General features: G+C 73.1%; 13 protein-coding genes. 11 read left to right on the top strand and 2 right to left on the bottom strand.

What is annotated here, in order from left to right; translation table 11 throughout:
- The 11 genes from ACZ4N4_RS19655 to ACZ4N4_RS19605 all read left to right on the top strand — a co-directional run bounded on the left by ACZ4N4_RS19655 (position 1) and on the right by ACZ4N4_RS19605 (position 12,060).
- Positions 1 to 939 (top strand): carbohydrate ABC transporter permease, encoded by a 939-nt coding sequence (locus ACZ4N4_RS19655; RefSeq protein WP_467590290.1) that lies wholly within the window; start codon positions 1 to 3, stop codon positions 937 to 939.
- Positions 939 to 1,787, top strand: a complete 849-nt coding sequence (locus ACZ4N4_RS19650; protein WP_467590287.1) for a carbohydrate ABC transporter permease — start codon at positions 939 to 941, stop codon at positions 1,785 to 1,787. The genes ACZ4N4_RS19655 and ACZ4N4_RS19650 overlap by 1 nt, the downstream gene beginning before the upstream one ends.
- Complete coding sequence (locus tag ACZ4N4_RS19645) at positions 1,784 to 3,829, top strand: alpha-galactosidase (protein WP_467590284.1); 2,046 nt, start codon at positions 1,784 to 1,786, stop codon at positions 3,827 to 3,829. Before ACZ4N4_RS19650 ends, ACZ4N4_RS19645 begins: the two co-directional genes overlap by 4 nt.
- A 40-nt stretch (positions 3,830 to 3,869) precedes the next feature.
- On the top strand, positions 3,870 to 4,643 hold the full coding sequence (locus ACZ4N4_RS19640; RefSeq protein ID WP_467590281.1) for an SDR family NAD(P)-dependent oxidoreductase: 774 nt from the start codon (positions 3,870 to 3,872) through the stop codon (positions 4,641 to 4,643).
- Positions 4,644 to 4,683: 40 nt separating this feature from the next.
- Positions 4,684 to 5,427 carry a FadR/GntR family transcriptional regulator gene (locus ACZ4N4_RS19635; protein ID WP_453567894.1) on the top strand — a complete coding sequence of 248 codons (744 nt, stop codon included), beginning with the start codon at positions 4,684 to 4,686 and terminating at the stop codon, positions 5,425 to 5,427.
- Positions 5,424 to 6,569: a galactonate dehydratase gene (gene dgoD, locus ACZ4N4_RS19630; protein ID WP_453567896.1), complete on the top strand. Its 1,146-nt coding sequence runs from the start codon at positions 5,424 to 5,426 to the stop codon at positions 6,567 to 6,569. Before ACZ4N4_RS19635 ends, dgoD begins: the two co-directional genes overlap by 4 nt.
- Positions 6,569 to 7,375: a hypothetical protein gene (locus ACZ4N4_RS19625; protein ID WP_467590277.1), complete on the top strand. Its 807-nt coding sequence runs from the start codon at positions 6,569 to 6,571 to the stop codon at positions 7,373 to 7,375. Before dgoD ends, ACZ4N4_RS19625 begins: the two co-directional genes overlap by 1 nt.
- A gap of 193 nt (positions 7,376 to 7,568) precedes the next feature.
- Positions 7,569 to 8,204 carry a bifunctional 4-hydroxy-2-oxoglutarate aldolase/2-dehydro-3-deoxy-phosphogluconate aldolase gene (locus ACZ4N4_RS19620; RefSeq protein ID WP_453567899.1) on the top strand — a complete coding sequence of 212 codons (636 nt, stop codon included), beginning with the start codon at positions 7,569 to 7,571 and terminating at the stop codon, positions 8,202 to 8,204.
- A complete protein-coding gene (locus tag ACZ4N4_RS19615; protein ID WP_467590274.1) occupies positions 8,201 to 9,205 on the top strand; it encodes a sugar kinase in 1,005 nt (334 codons plus the stop codon). The genes ACZ4N4_RS19620 and ACZ4N4_RS19615 overlap by 4 nt, the downstream gene beginning before the upstream one ends.
- Positions 9,206 to 9,392: 187 nt before the next feature.
- On the top strand, positions 9,393 to 11,159 hold the full coding sequence (locus ACZ4N4_RS19610; RefSeq protein ID WP_467590271.1) for an ABC transporter ATP-binding protein: 1,767 nt from the start codon (positions 9,393 to 9,395) through the stop codon (positions 11,157 to 11,159).
- Positions 11,160 to 11,394: 235 nt separating this feature from the next.
- Positions 11,395 to 12,060 (top strand): NUDIX domain-containing protein, encoded by a 666-nt coding sequence (locus ACZ4N4_RS19605; RefSeq protein ID WP_467590268.1) that lies wholly within the window; start codon positions 11,395 to 11,397, stop codon positions 12,058 to 12,060.
- Between the two features lie 120 nt (positions 12,061 to 12,180).
- Here the strand turns inward: ACZ4N4_RS19605 and ACZ4N4_RS19600 are convergent, their stop codons facing one another.
- Both ACZ4N4_RS19600 and ACZ4N4_RS19595 read right to left on the bottom strand, forming a co-directional pair.
- A complete protein-coding gene (locus tag ACZ4N4_RS19600) occupies positions 12,181 to 14,193 on the bottom strand; it encodes a beta-galactosidase (protein WP_467590265.1) in 2,013 nt (670 codons plus the stop codon).
- Positions 14,190 to 15,512: a glycoside hydrolase family 36 protein gene (locus ACZ4N4_RS19595; protein ID WP_467590262.1), complete on the bottom strand. Its 1,323-nt coding sequence runs from the start codon at positions 15,510 to 15,512 to the stop codon at positions 14,190 to 14,192. Before ACZ4N4_RS19595 ends, ACZ4N4_RS19600 begins: the two co-directional genes overlap by 4 nt.
- Positions 15,513 to 15,529: the final 17 nt, after the last annotated feature.

Here is a 15,529-nt window from a genome sequence, read left to right as displayed (position 1 = left end):
ATGGCCGTCCTGACCGCGCCCGACCGGAAGTCCCCGGCCCGCCCGCCCGCCCGTACGTGGCGGGCGGGCCGGGGGCCCCGGCGCACCCCGCCCCTGGTCCTCGCCTTCGTCCTGGTCCCGCTCCTGGCCGAGGCCGTGTGGGTGTTCTGGCCCGCCCTGCAGGGTTTCTACCTCGCCCTCACCAAGTGGGACGGCGTCTCCGCGCCGCAGTTCGTCGGCCTGGACAACTTCCGGGAGATGGCCCACGACGACGTCTTCCGCAGCGCGGCCGGCCACACCGTGCTGTGGCTGGTCCTGTTCGGCGGCCTGTCCGCCGTACTGGGCCTGGCCGCCGCGCTGCTGCTCCAGCAGGAGCGGCGCGGGGTCGGCTTCTACCGGGCCGCGCTGTTCCTGCCGGTGGTCTTCTCCCTGGTCGCCACCGCCCTGGTCTGGCAGGCGATCTACCAGCCCGACGGCGTCCTGAACCGGCTGCTGCAGGGCGTGGGCCTCGGCAGCCTCCGGCACGCCTGGCTCGCCGACCAGGACACCGCCCTGTACGCGGTGATCGTGCCCGCCCTGTGGCGGCAGATCGGCTACGTCATGGTGCTGTACCTCGCCGGCCTCAAGGGCATCGACCCGGCGCTCTACGAGGCCGCCAAGGTCGACGGAGCGAGCGCCCTGCAGCGCTTCCGGCACGTGACCCTGCCCCAGCTGCGCAGTGTCAACGCGGTCGTGCTGTCGGTCATCGTCATCGACTCGCTGCGCTCCTTCGACGTCGTCTGGTCGCTCACCCGCGGCGGCCCCTACCACTCGTCCGAACTGCTGAGCACCTACATGTACTCGACCGCCTTCCAGTCGTTGCGACTCGGCTACGGCTCCGCCCTGGCCGTCGTCATCTTCGTCCTCGCCTTCGGGGTCATCGCCTCCTATCTGGTCCGCGCCTTCCGGGAGGCCGACTGATGTCCGCCGACTCGACGGCACTGCGCCGCAGGCGGGCCGCCACCGCCGGATTCCACCTGGGCGCCGGTGCGCTGGCCGTGCTGTGGCTGCTGCCCATCGCCCTGGTCCTGGTCACCAGCCTGCGCACCTTCGACGACATCGCCGCGCACGGACTGGGCAGCTGGCCGCACTCCTTCACCCTCGGCAACTTCGGGCAGGCCTGGACCGACGGCGGCCAGCAGCGCGCGCTGATCAACAGCCTGCTGGTGACGGTCCCCAGCGTCCTGGTGACCCTCGCCCTCGCCGCGATGGCCGCGTTCGCCCTCAGCCGCTACGAGCTTCCCCTCCGGCGCTCCCTGTTGCTCCTGATGCTCGGCGGCAACCTGCTCCCGCCGCAGATCCTGCTCATCCCGGTCTCCAAGCTGAGCGAGCTGATGGGCGTCTACGACACCCTGCCCGCGCTCATCGGTGTGCAGATCGGCTTCGGCGTCGGCTTCTACGTCTTCGTCCTGCACGGGTTCATGCGGTCGATCCCGGTCGAGATCCAGCAGGCGGCGGTCGTGGACGGCGCCGGGCCATGGCAGATCTTCTGGCGGATCATCCTCCCGCTGACCCGGCCCGCCCTGGCCGCGCTCAGCGCCCTGTCCTTCACCTGGATCTTCAACGACCTGCTCTGGGCGATCACCGTCCTGCGCAGCGACTCCAAGATGCCGATCACCGCCGCCCTCATCGGACTCCAGGGCCAGTACGTGTCGATGTGGAACGTGATCGCCGCCGGATCGGTCATCGCCGCCGCACCCACCGTCGCCGTGTTCCTGCGCTTCCAGCGGCACTTCGTGGCCGGACTCAACCTGGGGGCCGTCAAGTGACGTACACACGCTGGACCTTGCGCACGGAGCACACCTCCTACACCGTCCGCCTCTCCCCGGACGGCCCGTGGGCCGAGCTCGACGCCTGGGGTCCGCTCGGCGTCGAGGACGGGCCGTCCGCCCTCGACTGGTCCCACCGCACCCACTTCATCACCCCCTCCGACGCCGCCCCGGCCGAGTATCTGCCGTACGGGCTGCGGCCGTTCACCGGCTCCGAGCTGGTCGCCGGGGCGGAGCGGGGCGTCTGGTGGGAGTTCGACGGCGCACAGGAGACGGAGGGCGCGCTGCGGCTCGCCTTCACCGACCGGTCGATCGGGCTGCGTACGGTCCTGTGCTACGAGACCGTGCCGGGCACCGATGTGATCCTGCGCTGGGCCGAGTTCACCGCAACCGGGGAACTCCGCCTGGAACGGCTCGACTCGGCCGCCGTGAACATCCCGGTGGCCGGCGAGGCCCGGCTGACGTACCTCTGCGGGCAGTGGTCGCAGGAGTTCCAGCTCACCCGACTCGACCTGACCCGGGGCACGTTCACCATCGGCAGCCTCCAGGGCGCTCCGGGGCACGCGTACGCGCCCTGGCTGGCCGTGCAGAGCGAGGACGCGACCTACGGCGTCGCCCTCGAATGGTCCGGCAACTGGCACATCACGGCGGAGGCCGAGCCCGGCGGTGCCGTACGCGTCCGCGCCGGACGGGTCCCGCACGAGGGCGCCGTCCTCATGGCCCCGGGGGAGACCCTCACCACCCCCCGTCTCGCCTGCGCGTTCAGCCCGGACGGCCTCGACGGCCTGGCCCGGGTCTGGCACCGCTACGAGCGCCGGCTCACCGGCGACCGGCTGCACCGCCCCCGCAAGGTGCTCTACAACTCCTGGGAGGCCACCGGCTTCGACGTCGACGCGGCCGGACAGCTGGAGCTGGCGAAGGCGGCCGCGGACATCGGCGCCGAGCTGTTCGTCGTGGACGACGGCTGGTTCACCGGCCGCGCCGACGACACCGGGGGACTGGGCGACTGGTATCCGGACCCGGAGGCGTTCCCGGAGGGCTTCGACCGGTTCGTGCGGGACGTCCGCGCCCTCGGCCTGGACTTCGGGCTGTGGGTCGAACCGGAGGCGGTCAGCCCCGGCAGCCGGCTGTACGCCGAACACCCCGAGTGGATCTACCGCGTCGACGGCCGCCCGTCCCGGCTGGTCCGCAACCAGCTGCTCCTCGACCTGGGCCGTACCGACGTCCAGGAGTTCGTCATCGGCACCCTGGACCGGCTGCTCGGCGACTACGACATCGGCTACCTCAAGTGGGACATGAACCGGCCGCCCACCGAGCGCGGCCGTCCCGGTGCCGGCCCCGTCGACCTGGACGCCGAGCACGTCGCCGGATACCTGCGCGTCCTCGACCACCTGCGCACCGCCCACCCCGACGTCACCGTCGAAGGCTGCGCAGGGGGCGGCGGCCGGATCGAGCACGCCACGGTCGCCCGCACCGACGTCGTCTGGCCCAGCGACAACACCGCGCCCCTGGACCGGCTGCGCATCCAGCACGGCTTCCTGCACGCCCACGCGCCACACGTCATGAGCTCCTGGGTCACCGACGCCCCCGGCATCTTCGACCCGCGACCGCGCAGCCTCGCCTTCCGCTTCGTCAACGCGATGTGCGGGGTCCTGGGGATCGGCGCCGACCTGCGCGCCTGGACCCCCGGTCAGCAGGCCGAGGCAGCCCGGTGGATCGCCCGCTACAAGGAGATCCGGGACGTCGTCCACCTCGGCGAGGCCCGGCTGCTCGGCACCCCGGACGACACCAGCTGCGGAGTCCAGTACGACCACGGTGACCGAACCGTCGTCGCCGCGCTCTCCACCGGCCGCCTCGACGGCGCACCGCTGCTGCCCGGCCGCCCCGACCGGCTCCGGCTGCGGGGACTGGACCCGGCGGCGCGCTACCGGGACCCGGCGACGGGAACGACGTACAGCGGAGCCCATCTGCTCCACTACGGCCTGCCGTTCGCCTGGAGCGCCGATCACGATGCGGACCTGGTGGTGCTGACCCGCCGGTAGGACGCATATGTTTCCAGCAGCTCACCCTCTAAGGAGCCCGATGGACCAGTCCGTACGACGGTACGGTGCCCGCTTCACCGGCCGTACCGCCGTGGTGACCGGAGCCGCCTCCGGCATCGGAGCCGCCACCGCCGAACGCCTCGCCCGCGAGGAGGCCGCCGTCGTCCTCGTCGACATCGCGGACGAACGCGGGCAGGCCGTGGTGGACGGGATCACCAAAGACGGCGGACGGGCCTGTTACGTGCACGCCGACGTCGCCGCCGAGGACGACTGGGCCCGGATCGTCACCGCCGCCCACGCCTACGGCCCGGTCGACGTGCTCGTCAGCAACGCCTACACCGTCGACGTCGTGCCGGCGCACCAGATGTCGGCCGAGTCCTGGCAGCGGCAGCTCGCCGTCAACCTCACCGCGAGCTTCCTCGGCTTCAAGGCGGTCCTGCCCGACCTGCGGGCCGGCCGCGGGGCCGTGGTGCTCACCTCCTCGGTGCACGCCCACGCCGGCATCCCGGGCCACCCCGCCTACGCGGCGGCCAAGGGCGCCCTGCTCTCCTTGTGCGGGCAGCTCGCCGTCGAGTACGGGCCCGAGGTACGCGTCAACGCGGTGCTGCCCGGGCCGATCCTGACCGGCGCCTGGGACGGGGTGACACCCGAGGAGCGGGAGCGCAGCGTCGCGCAGACCGCCGCCCGCCGGTTCGGCACACCCGAGGAGGTGGCCGCGGCGATCGCTTTCCTCTGCGCCGACGAGGCCTCCTTCATCACCGGGTCCAGGCTGGTCGTGGACGGCGGCTGGAGTGTCGTGAAGGACTCCGTGTGAGCGCCGCCGAACCACGTCGTGAACAGAAAGGCTGTACGACATGACGCCCTACGCCCGCCGCGGTGTGCACGGCCAGACCGTGGAGGCCCTGGCGCGCCGCATCCTGGGCGGTGCGATCCCGGAAGGGGCCACGCTCGACCTGGTGGCCCTGCAGAGCGAACTCGACGTCAGCCTCACCGCCCTGCGCGAGTCCCTCAAGGTGCTCGCCGCCAAGGGCATGGTCGACGCCCGCCAGAAACGCGGCACCTTCGTGCGGGCCCGAGCGGACTGGAACCTGCTCGACGCCGACGTGCTGCGCTGGCAGTTCGAGGGCGCCGGTACGGCCGACGCCGACCGGTCGCTGCTGCACAACCTCGCGGAGGTCCGGGCGATCATCGAACCGGCCGCCGTCCGGCTCGCCGCCCAGCGCCGCACCGAGGCCGACCTGGTGGCCCTGGAGGACGCCCTGGACGCCATGGGACGGCACGACGCCGCCGACCCGGGCCACGCCGTCGACGCCGACCTCGCCTTCCACCGCGCCCTGCTCGCCGCCACCCACAACGAACTGCTCGAACGCATGGAGATGGTGATCGAGTCGGGGCTCGCCCACCGCGACCGCCTGGTGCACAGCTCCCCGCACAGCGAGCCCCCCGTCCCCGCCCACCGTGCCGTCCTGGACGCCGTCCGCGACGGCGACCCCGCGGCGGCCGAGCGCGCCATGCGTGCCCTGCTCGACCAGGCGGGCCGCGACCTGGCCCGGCTCGACGGCACCGACGACGACCCGAAAGGCAGCGGCGGCCAGTGAAGATCGAACGAATAGAGACCTTCCTCGTCCCGCCACGCTGGCTGTTCTGCCGCGTCGAGACCGACGAAGGCGTGGTGGGCTGGGGCGAACCCGTCGTCGAGGGCCGCGCCGAGGTGGTGCGCGCGGCCATCGAGGTGCTCGCCGAGTACCTGGTGGGGCAGGACCCGCTGCGCGTCCAGGACCACTGGCAGGTGCTCACCAAGGGCGGCTTCTACCGGGGCGGCCCCGTCCTGTCCAGCGCCGTCGCCGGACTCGACCAGGCGCTGTGGGACATCGCCGGCAAGACCTACGGCGCGCCCGTGCACGCCCTGCTCGGCGGTCCGGTACGGGACCGGGTCCGGGTCTACGCCTGGGTCGGCGGCGACGAACCGGCCGAGCTCACCGAGCAGGTCGCGGCCCAGGTGGAGGCGGGCTTCACCGCGGTGAAGATGAACGCCGCCGGGGCCACCTCGCCGATCACCACGGCGTCGGAGACCGCGGCCGTGGTCGCCCGGGTGGCGGCCGCCCGGGACGCGCTCGGCCCCGACCGCGACGTCGCCGTCGACTTCCACGGCCGCTTCACCGCCGCCAGCGCCCGCCGCGTCCTGACCGAACTCGCGCCCCTGCACCCGCTGTTCGTGGAGGAACCCGTCGTCCCCGAGCAGGGCCACCTGCTGCCCGGCCTGGTCACCGCGAGCCCGGTACCGCTGGCCACCGGCGAACGCCTGTACTCGCGCGCCGAGTTCCTGCCCGTCCTCGCCGCCGGCATCGCGGTCGCCCAGCCGGACCTGTCCCACGCGGGCGGCATCTCCGAGGTGCACCGCATCGCCTCGCTCGCGGAGACCTACGGCGCACAGCTCGCCCCGCACTGCCCGCTCGGGCCCATCGCGCTGGCGGCGAGCCTCCAGGTCGCGTTCGCCACACCCAACTTCCTGATCCAGGAGCAGAGCCGGGGCATCCACTACAACAAGGAAGCCGACCTCCTCTCCTACCTGGTCGACCCCGAACCCTTCCGGTTCGTCGACGGGCACGCCCGGCGCGGTGACGCCCCGGGGCTGGGCATCACCGTCGACGAGGCGGCCGTACGCGCGGCCGACCGGGCCGGCCACCACTGGCGCAACCCGGTGTGGCGGCACCCCGACGGCTCGTTCGCGGAGTGGTGATGGACGTCCTGACCGACCTCGCCCACGGCGGCCGCTGGACCTCGCTGCGCCACGGCGGCCGCGAATGGCTGTGGCGGCGCGAGGCCGCCGAACGCGACGGGGTGGCACCTGGCGACGCGTTCGTGGACGCGGGGGGACTGGAGGAGTGTGTCCCCACCGTGCGTGGCACCCCCGACCACGGGGACGTCTGGTCCCGGCCCTGGACCCGGGAGGGCGACGGCGAGCGCGTGGACTGCGAACGCTTCACCCTGACCCGCACGCCGAGCAGCATGGCCGACGGGGTCCGGGTGGACTACGTCCTGACGGCCGAGCCTGGCTTCCGCTTCCTCTGGGCCGCGCACGCGCTGCTGGACCTCTCCGAGGAGGCCGTGGTGAAGGCCCGGGACGGGGCACCGACCCGGCTGTTCCCGGAGGCGGCGCCCCTGGTGAACCGTCCATGGCCGGACGGCGCCCGCTGGCTGGAGGGCGCCTGGCCCGCACCGCTGGGGCTGCGCCTCGACCGGTTCGGGCCGGACGACGGTACGGCGGCCGGGGCCGTGGTGGCGGGCGGCCGGTGCTGTGTGCACGACGCGGGGGACCGGCTCTCCTTCACCGTCGAGGCGGACGGACAGCCCCTCTCCGTCGCCCTGTGGCGCAACCTCGGCGGCTTCCCGGCCGACCGGCCCTACCGCAGTACGGGCGTCGAGCCCATGCTCGGCCGGGTCTTCGACCTCGCCGACGCCGGCCCGGACGACGCGGCCCGCGTCGGCGCCTCGGGCGAGGTCCGCTGGCGCCTCACCGTGAGCGCGGCCTGCCGCTGCCTGTGAGCGCCCTCCGAGAGTCCCGAACCGCGGAAGGCGACCGGCGCCCCTTGAGAGCCCCGAACCTCAAGAGGCGACCGACGCCCTCCCCGAGAATCCCGAACCGCGGAAGGCGACCGGCGCCCCTTGAGAGCCCCGAACCTCAAGAGGCGACCGACGCCCTCTCCGAGAGTCCCGAACCGTAGAAGGAGCCCTGGCCGTGGATCTGCGCGCCGCTCTCACCTCCCGCCGACTGCTCGCCATCGTGCGCGGCACCGACCCGGACGCCGCCCTGCGCACCGTGCTGACCCTGGCCGAGGAGGGCATCGAACTGATCGAGGTGTCCCTCAGCGGCACGGACGCGCTCACCGTCCTGGCCCGGGCCCGCAAGGAGCTGGGGCCCGACCGGCCGCTGGGCGCCGGCACCGTGCTGACCGCCGCTGACGCGCGGGCCGCCCACCACGCGGGCGCCACCTTCGCGGTCACCCCCGGCCTCGGCGCCGGCGTCGACACCGCGCTGGACCTCGGCATGCCGGTCCTGGCGGGCGTGCTGACCCCCACCGACGTCATCGCCGCGCAGGCCCGGGGCGCGGCCGCGCTGAAGCTCTTCCCCGCCGCCGAGGCCGGGGGAGCGGCCTATCTGAAGGCGTTGCGCGGCCCGTTCCCCGACGCCGTGCTGGTCCCGGTGGGCGGCGTCGACGTGCCCGCCGCGCGGGCCTACCTGGCGGCCGGGGCGACCGCCGTCGGCGTCGGCTCACCCCTGGTCGGCGACGCGGCCGACGGCGGCGGCATCGCCGGGCTCCGCGACCGGGCCCGGGCGTTCCGCGCCGCCGTGGCGGAGGACGGAACGGCATGACGGCACCCTGGCGGCCGCGACCTGGTCGGGTCGTCTGCGTCGGCGAGACCATGGCGGCCCTGGCCCCCGACCCGCCCCGCCCGCTGGCCGAGGCGGAGCAACTGCGGCTGTCCACGGCGGGCGCGGAGTCCAACGTGGCCATGTACCTCGCGGACCACGGCATCCCGGCGCTCTGGCTCTCGGCCGTCGGCGACGATCCGCTGGGCCACCGGGTGCGTGCGGCGGTCGCCGCCGCCGGGGTCGACGTCAGCCAGGTGCGCACCGACCCGCACCGGCCCACGGGACTCCTCGTCAAGAACCCCGGCCCCACCGGAACCCGCGTCCACTACTACCGCACCGGCTCGGCGGCCTCGGCCCTGGGCCCGGACCTGCTGGACGCCGAACCGCTGCGCTCCGCGGCCCTTCTGCACCTCACCGGCATCACCCCCGCCCTCTCGCCGTCCTGTCGCGACCTGGTGACCCGCGCCCTCGCGGCGCCGGCCGGTGAACGGCCGTACGCCATCAGCTTCGACGTCAACCACCGCCCCGCCCTGTGGCCGGAGGGCACGGCACCCGGGGCCCTGCGCGCTCTCGCCGACCGGGCCGACATCGTTCTCGTGGGCCTGGACGAGGCCCAGCGGCTGTGGGGCGACGACCTGACCGTCACCGGCGTGCGGAACCTGCTGCCCGGTCCGCGGATCCTCGTCGTCAAGGACGGCGGCCGGGCCGCCACGGCCGTCACCGCGGACGGCGGGTGCACGGTGCCCGCGCTGCGTACGACGGTGGTGGAACCCGTGGGGGCGGGCGACGCGTTCGCGGCGGGCTTCCTGGCCGGACTGCTGCACGGCGGGACGACCGCGCGTGCCCTGCGGCTCGGCCACATCACCGCGGTCTCCGCCCTCAAGGTGACCGGGGACCACGGTCCGTTGCCCGACCCGGCGGCGGTCGAGCGGCTCCTCGGCCTCGCGGACGCGGAGTGGGAGCGGTACGAGGACGGGATCGACCGCGTGTTCGCACAGTAGCCGCCGTCCGGAAAACACGTGGACTCCGTGACCGTCGTCACGGCACACTTCCCTTTCCTGACCTGCCGATTCGAGGCCGCCGCAGACCATGCGCCGGCCGGCTCGGCATGCCGTACGACGACTACACAGGGTTGACATGACATCCTCAGTCGATTTACCTGCGAGCGGACCGCAAAAAGGTGCCGTCATGCTCGCGCTTCGTTACTACGGACGGGAACTGGCGCGGCTCAAGCGGTTCACCCTGCCCGGAATGCTGCTGCCGGCGCTCGGCAACATCGGAATCAACTACGGGGCCCCGCTGGTCGTGGCCAAGCTGGTCGGCCGGATCGCCGACGGACACGGACTGGGCTTCGGTGCCGCACTGCCGTACGTCCTCGGCTTCGGCGGTGTCCTGCTGCTGGCGGAGGTGTTCTGGCGAATCGGTCTGCACTGCCTGAACCGCCTGGACGCGTTCGGCATCGAGCAGCTGTACGTCATCGGCATGGACGAACTGTTCGCCAAGGACTCCGCGTTCTTCCACGACAACTTCGCGGGGTCGCTCACCAAGCGGGTGCTGAGCTTCGCCACCCGCTTCGAGGAGTTCGCCGACACGCTCACCTTCAACATCGTGGGCAGTTTCGTGCCCCTGTTGTTCGGGTCGGTGGTGCTCTGGCGCTATGAACCGCTCCTGGTCGTCGCGCTGTTGTCGATGATCGCGGTCACCGCGGTGTGCGTCGTGCCGCTGATCCGACGGCGGCAGCGGCTGGTCGCCCAGCGGGAGGAGGCCATCGCGCGGGTGTCCGGCCACGTCGCCGACAGTCTGATGAACATGGACACGGTCCGGGCGTTCGCCGCCGAGGGGCGGGAGGCCGCCGAACACCGGTCCCGGGTGGCCGAGTCGAGGCGGCGCACCCTGCGCTCCTGGGACTACGGCAACCTGCGCATCGACACGTTCGTCGCGCCGATGTCCGTCGCGACCAACGCGCTGGGCCTGCTGCTCGCGGTGGGGCTGGCCGGCGGCGGCCACGGTGTGGAGGCGGTCGTGGTCGCCTTCACCTACTACACCAACGCGACCCGGATCATGTTCGAGTTCAACCAGATCTACCGGCGCATGGAGAGCTCCATGACGGAGGCGGCCCAGTTCACCGAGCTGCTTCTGGAGCCGCCGACCGTGCTGGACCCGGTGACCCCGGAGCCGCTCGCGCCGCGGGCCGCCGACGTCCGCTTCGAAAAGGTCTCCTTCACCCACGCGGGTGCCAAACCGCTGTTCGAAGGACTGGAGCTGGACGTGCCCAGCGGCTCGAAGTTCGGGTTCGTCGGCCGGTCCGGCGGTGGCAAGACCACGCTCACCCGGCTGCTGCTGCGGATGACTGACATCGACGCCGGACGGATCACCATCGGCGGCCAGGACATCAGCCGGCTGCGCCAGGGCGACCTGCGCAGCCAGATCGCCTACGTCCCGCAGGACCCGGCGATGTTCCACCGCACCCTGCGGGACAACATCGCCTTCGCCCGGCCCGACGCCGGCGACGCCGAGATCCGGCTCGCCGCCGAAGCGGCCCACGTCACGGAGTTCGCCGACGCGCTGCCGGACGGCTTCGAGACGATGGTCGGCGAGCGTGGCGTCAAGCTCTCCGGCGGCCAGCGCCAGCGGGTCGCCCTGGCCCGGGCGATCCTGCGCAACGCCCCGATCCTGCTCCTGGACGAGGCGACCAGCGCGCTGGACTCCGAGAGCGAGATGCTCGTCCAGGAGGCGCTGTGGCGGCTCATGGAGGGGCGTACGGCACTCGTGGTGGCGCACCGGCTGAGCACGGTCGCCTCCATGGACCGGCTCGTGGTCCTGGACCGCGGCCGGATCGTCGAGCAGGGCACGCACCACGAACTGCTCACCGCCGAGGGCGCCTACGCCAAGCTCTGGCAGCACCAGTCGGGCGGCTTCCTCGACGAGGGCCCGGCACCGGCCGAAGTGCACTAGGCGCTCCGCTGGAGGAGCGGAGGGTGTTGTCGGTTGTCGGCGGCTTCGTCGTGGCTGGTCGCGCTCACGCCGGGGAGCCGCCCGGTGATACGGCCCCGCGCCCCTTCGGGGGCGCGCTGCCGAACCGCGGCGGACTTCGCCCGGCCGGCTCGGAAGACGCCTGCCGGACGCGGGCGGGTGGTACACAGGTGATCATGAGCCATGTGAACGCCCCCGCCCGCCCGGCGGGCCCGCGATGACCGCCGGGACCGACACCCCCGACCGCCGCGGCCGCACCGGACTCGACCGCACCGGCCTTGACCTGACCGGCAACCCGCGCGTGCGGGTCCGGGAGGTGAGACTGCTCTCCAGCCACTGGTACGTCGAGCGGGCCACCACCTTCGACTACCGGCACGCCGACGGCACCTGGCACACCGAGGAACGCGAGACCCACGACCGCGGCAACGGCGCCACCCTCCTCCTCTACGACGCCGAGCACGAAACCGTCCTGCTCACCCGCCAGTTCCGCTTCCCCGTGTACGTCAACGGCCACCCCGACGGCATGCTGATCGAGACCCCGGCGGGCCTCCTGGACGCCGAGGACGAGCACCCGGAACAGGCGGTCCGCCGGGAGGTGGTCGAGGAGACCGGCCACACCGTCGGCGCCGTCCAGCACGTCTTCGACGTCTACATGAGCCCCGGCTCGGTCACCGAACGGATCTCCTTCTACGCGGCCGCCTACACCCCCGCCACCCGCACCCACGAGGGCGGCGGCCTGGACGAGGAGGGCGAGGACATCGAAATCCTCGAACTCCCCTTCCAACGGGCGCTGCAGATGATCCGCACCGGGGAGATCGCCGACGCCAAGACGATCATGCTGCTGCAATGGGCGGCCCTGGAGGGCCCGTTCGCATCCAAGTGAGACCAGCCCCCGCGCACCTTCCAGGACGCGGGGGCTGTCGTTCCCCTCCAGGGGCGCGGGGAACTGCGCCACCGGCCACGACGAACCCGCAGCAGCCCGACCGCCTTCCCGCCCCCGGCGCTACGCGCTCCGGCGCGGCTCCCGGACCACGGCGATCTCGCCCGGGGCCACCACAACCGCCCCGTCGGCCGGCTTCCCGGACAGCAGCTCCACCGCCCCGGCCGCCACCGCGACCTCGGCCCCCCGGCCGGCATGGTCGATCACGAACACGTAGTCCGCGTCAGCTCCGCGCCGCACGACGACCTCCACACCGTCCGGCGCGGTACGGCCCGCGGCCACGCCCGCCTCCGCGCGGATCCGGTCGAGCAGCCCCGCCAGGGTCTCCGCGTCCGGCAGGGTCGCCAGGTACCAGGCGCTGCCCGTGCCGTACGCGTGCCGGGTCACCGCCGGGACGCCGGCCAGCTCGCCGGCGGCGTACGACGTGACCACCTCGGCGCCCTCCACCCGTACCCGCTCCGACCAGAGCGAGCCGGTGCCGCCCTCGCTCAGCGCCACCCGCTCACCCGGCAGCAGCGGGAACAGCTCGTCCGTGCGGACGCCCAGCACCTCCCGGAACGCCCCCGGGTAACCGCCCAGCCGCACGTGGCTGTGCTCGTCCACCATGCCGCTGTGGAAACCGATGGCGAGCGTGCCGCCGGCCTCCGCGAAGGTGGTCAGGTTCGCCGCGCCCGCGTCGTCCACCAGGTACAGGCTGGGGGCCAGGACCACCTTGTACGCCGACAGGTCCGCCTCCGGCCGGACGAAGTCCACGGCCACGCCCGCCCGCCACAGCGGCTCGTACCAGGAGCGGACCAGGTCCAGATAGCGCAGCTCGCCGCTCGGCTGGGAGGGGAGCTCCACCGCCCAGCGGGCGTCCCAGTCCCAGACCACCGCCACCTCGGCGGTGCCCGTGCTGCCGCGCACCTCCGCCAACGCCCGCAGATCCGCGCCGAGTCGGACGACGTCCCGCCAGATCTGGCTGTCCGTCCCCGCGTGCGGCAGCATCGCGGAGTGCCACTGCTCGGCACCGGCCTTCGCCGCCCGCCACTGGAAGTAGCAGATGCCGTCCGCGCCGTGCGCCACATGGGCGAGCGCGTTGCGCCGCAACTCGCCCGGTTTCTTGGCCCGGTTGACGGGCTGCCAGTTCACCGCGCCCGTCGAGTGCTCCATCAGCAGCCACGGCCCGCCCGCCAGCGAGCGCATCACATCCCCGCTGAGCGCGACGTCGATCTGCGACTCGGGGTCGGCGGACATCAGGTAGTGGTCGTTGGCCACCACGTCCAGCTCGGGTGCCCAGCGCCAGTAGTCGAGGGCGTCGAAGTTGTGCATCACCATGAAGTTGGTGGTGGCGGGGATCGAGGGGGCCGCCTCCCGGAGCACGTCACGCTCCGCCGTGTACAGCGACAGCAGCTCGTCCGAGCAGAACCGCCGCCAGTCCAGCTGGTGTGTCGGGTTGGGTACGGCACCGGTCGCACGGGGCGGCAGGATCTCGTCCCAGTCGTAGTACCACTGGCTCCAGAAGGTGGTGCCCCAGGCGTGGTTGAGGGCGGCCAGGTCGTCGCCGTACCGGGCACGCAGCCAGCGGCGGAAGGACTCCGCGCTGGTGTCGCAGTAGCAGGCCGCGTTGTGGCAGCCGTACTCGTTGTGGACGTGCCACATCCTCACGGCCGGGTGGCTCGCGTACCGCTCGGCGATGGCGCCGGCGATCCTGAGCGCGGCCTCGCGGTAGGCGGGGCTGCTCGGGCAGAACGTCTGGCGGCTGCCGTAGGACAGGGTGCGGCCGTCGTGGTCCACCGGGAGCGCCTCGGGGTGCGCGCGGAAGAACCAGGCCGGCGGGGCGGCCGTCGGGGTGGCGAGGTCGGCGGCGATGCCGTTCTCGTGGAGGAGACCGAGGATCCGGTCCATCCGCGAGAAGTCGTGGACACCCTCGGACGGCTCCATCAGCGCCCACGAGAAGATGCCGACGCTCACCATGTTGACGCCCGCCTCGCGCATCAGGCGGACGTCCTCGGCCCAGACCTCCTCGGGCCACTGCTCGGGGTTGTAGTCGCCGCCGTAGACGATGCCCGGGACGGAGAGGGTGCGGTCGCTCATCGGTTGACTCCGGTAACTCCGGTGAGAAGGCGGCGGGTCGTGTCCACGCCCCACGGGTCGAGGGAGAGCAGCCGGTCGCTGGAGGCGACCAGGCCGCCGACGGCCTCCACATGGGCCGCCCAGCGGGCGCGGGTCTCCACGGCGGGCCGGGCCATCAGGCAGTCGGGGTCGTTGATCCAGAGCCGGCCGTGCTGCCACTGGCGGCCGACCCCGGTGAACTCGGCCGGGTCCTGGCCCGGTTGGCTGTAGTCGCCGGCCTCGGGGCGGCGGTGCGGGGCCGTGTCGGGGCTGACCCGCATCGCGTCGAACAGGCCGATGGAGGGCAGGACCGGCGCACCGCAGCCCAGCAGGTAGGCGTCGGCGCCGATGGCCTCCCGGATCAGGGCGATGCCGAGCCGGTACGCGGTGAGCGGGTCGGCGCCCGAGTGCCGTACGCCGTCCATCGCGCCCGCGTACAGGAAGTCGACCTTGAAGTAGTCGTAGCCCTCGGCGCGCAGCGTGGCGAAGACGTCGGTGAGGTAGGCCGCGGCGGCCGGGTGGGTGGTGTCCAGGACGTACAGGTCGTGGCCCCAGTTGCGGCCCGCGTGCAGCGGGTTGCCTTCGGGGTCGCGGACCAGCCAGTCCGGGTACGTCTCGGCGAGCGCGCTCGCCGGATCGACCAGGAAGGGCGCCGTCCAGATGCCCGCCCGGCGGCCGCGGGCGCGGATGGCGTCCGCGATGCCCCGCCGCGAGCGGAAGCGTCCGGAGAGGTTCAGCCAGTCGCCCAGGGCGCTCTGGTAGCCGTCGTCGATCTGCACCACGTCGATCGGCAGGTCGAGGGTGTCCATCGCGCGCAGGTTCTCGTGGATGTCGTCCTCGGTGACGGCCGTGAAGTACTCGTACCAGGAGCACCAGACGGTGGGCGCCGGGCGGGGCGCCGGCAGCGCCAGGGAGTCGGCCCAGTCGGCCAGTACGGACTGGATGCCCGCGCCGGTCCACTCCTTGACCGGGCCGTCGGCCTCGACCTCCGCGACACCGCCGGCGACGGTCAGCCGGACCGACGGCACCTCGTGCAACGGGTCCGTCGCCGCCCAGAGCCGGACCGGGGAGCCGTCGCCCGGGTCGAGCGCCAGCAGGCCCTCGCCCTGGAGGGCCCCGGCGGGCACACCGCGGCCGGGGCGGTAGCACACGGTCGCCCAGTTGTCGTTCGTCGGGCGGTACGGGGCGGCGCCGAGGGCGTAGGAGCCGCTCGGCGACCAGGACTGCCAGCCCTCCTCGTGAACACGGGCGGTGCGCGTGTCCACGGGCAAGGAGGCGACCGGGGTGAACGGGTTGTGCACGGGGTTTCTCTTTCGGA

The sequence above is a fragment of the Streptomyces sp. NPDC026538 genome (assembly GCF_055567535.1).
The sequence above is the reverse complement of the archived record's forward strand: the minus strand, read 5'-3'. Positions and strand labels throughout refer to the sequence as shown.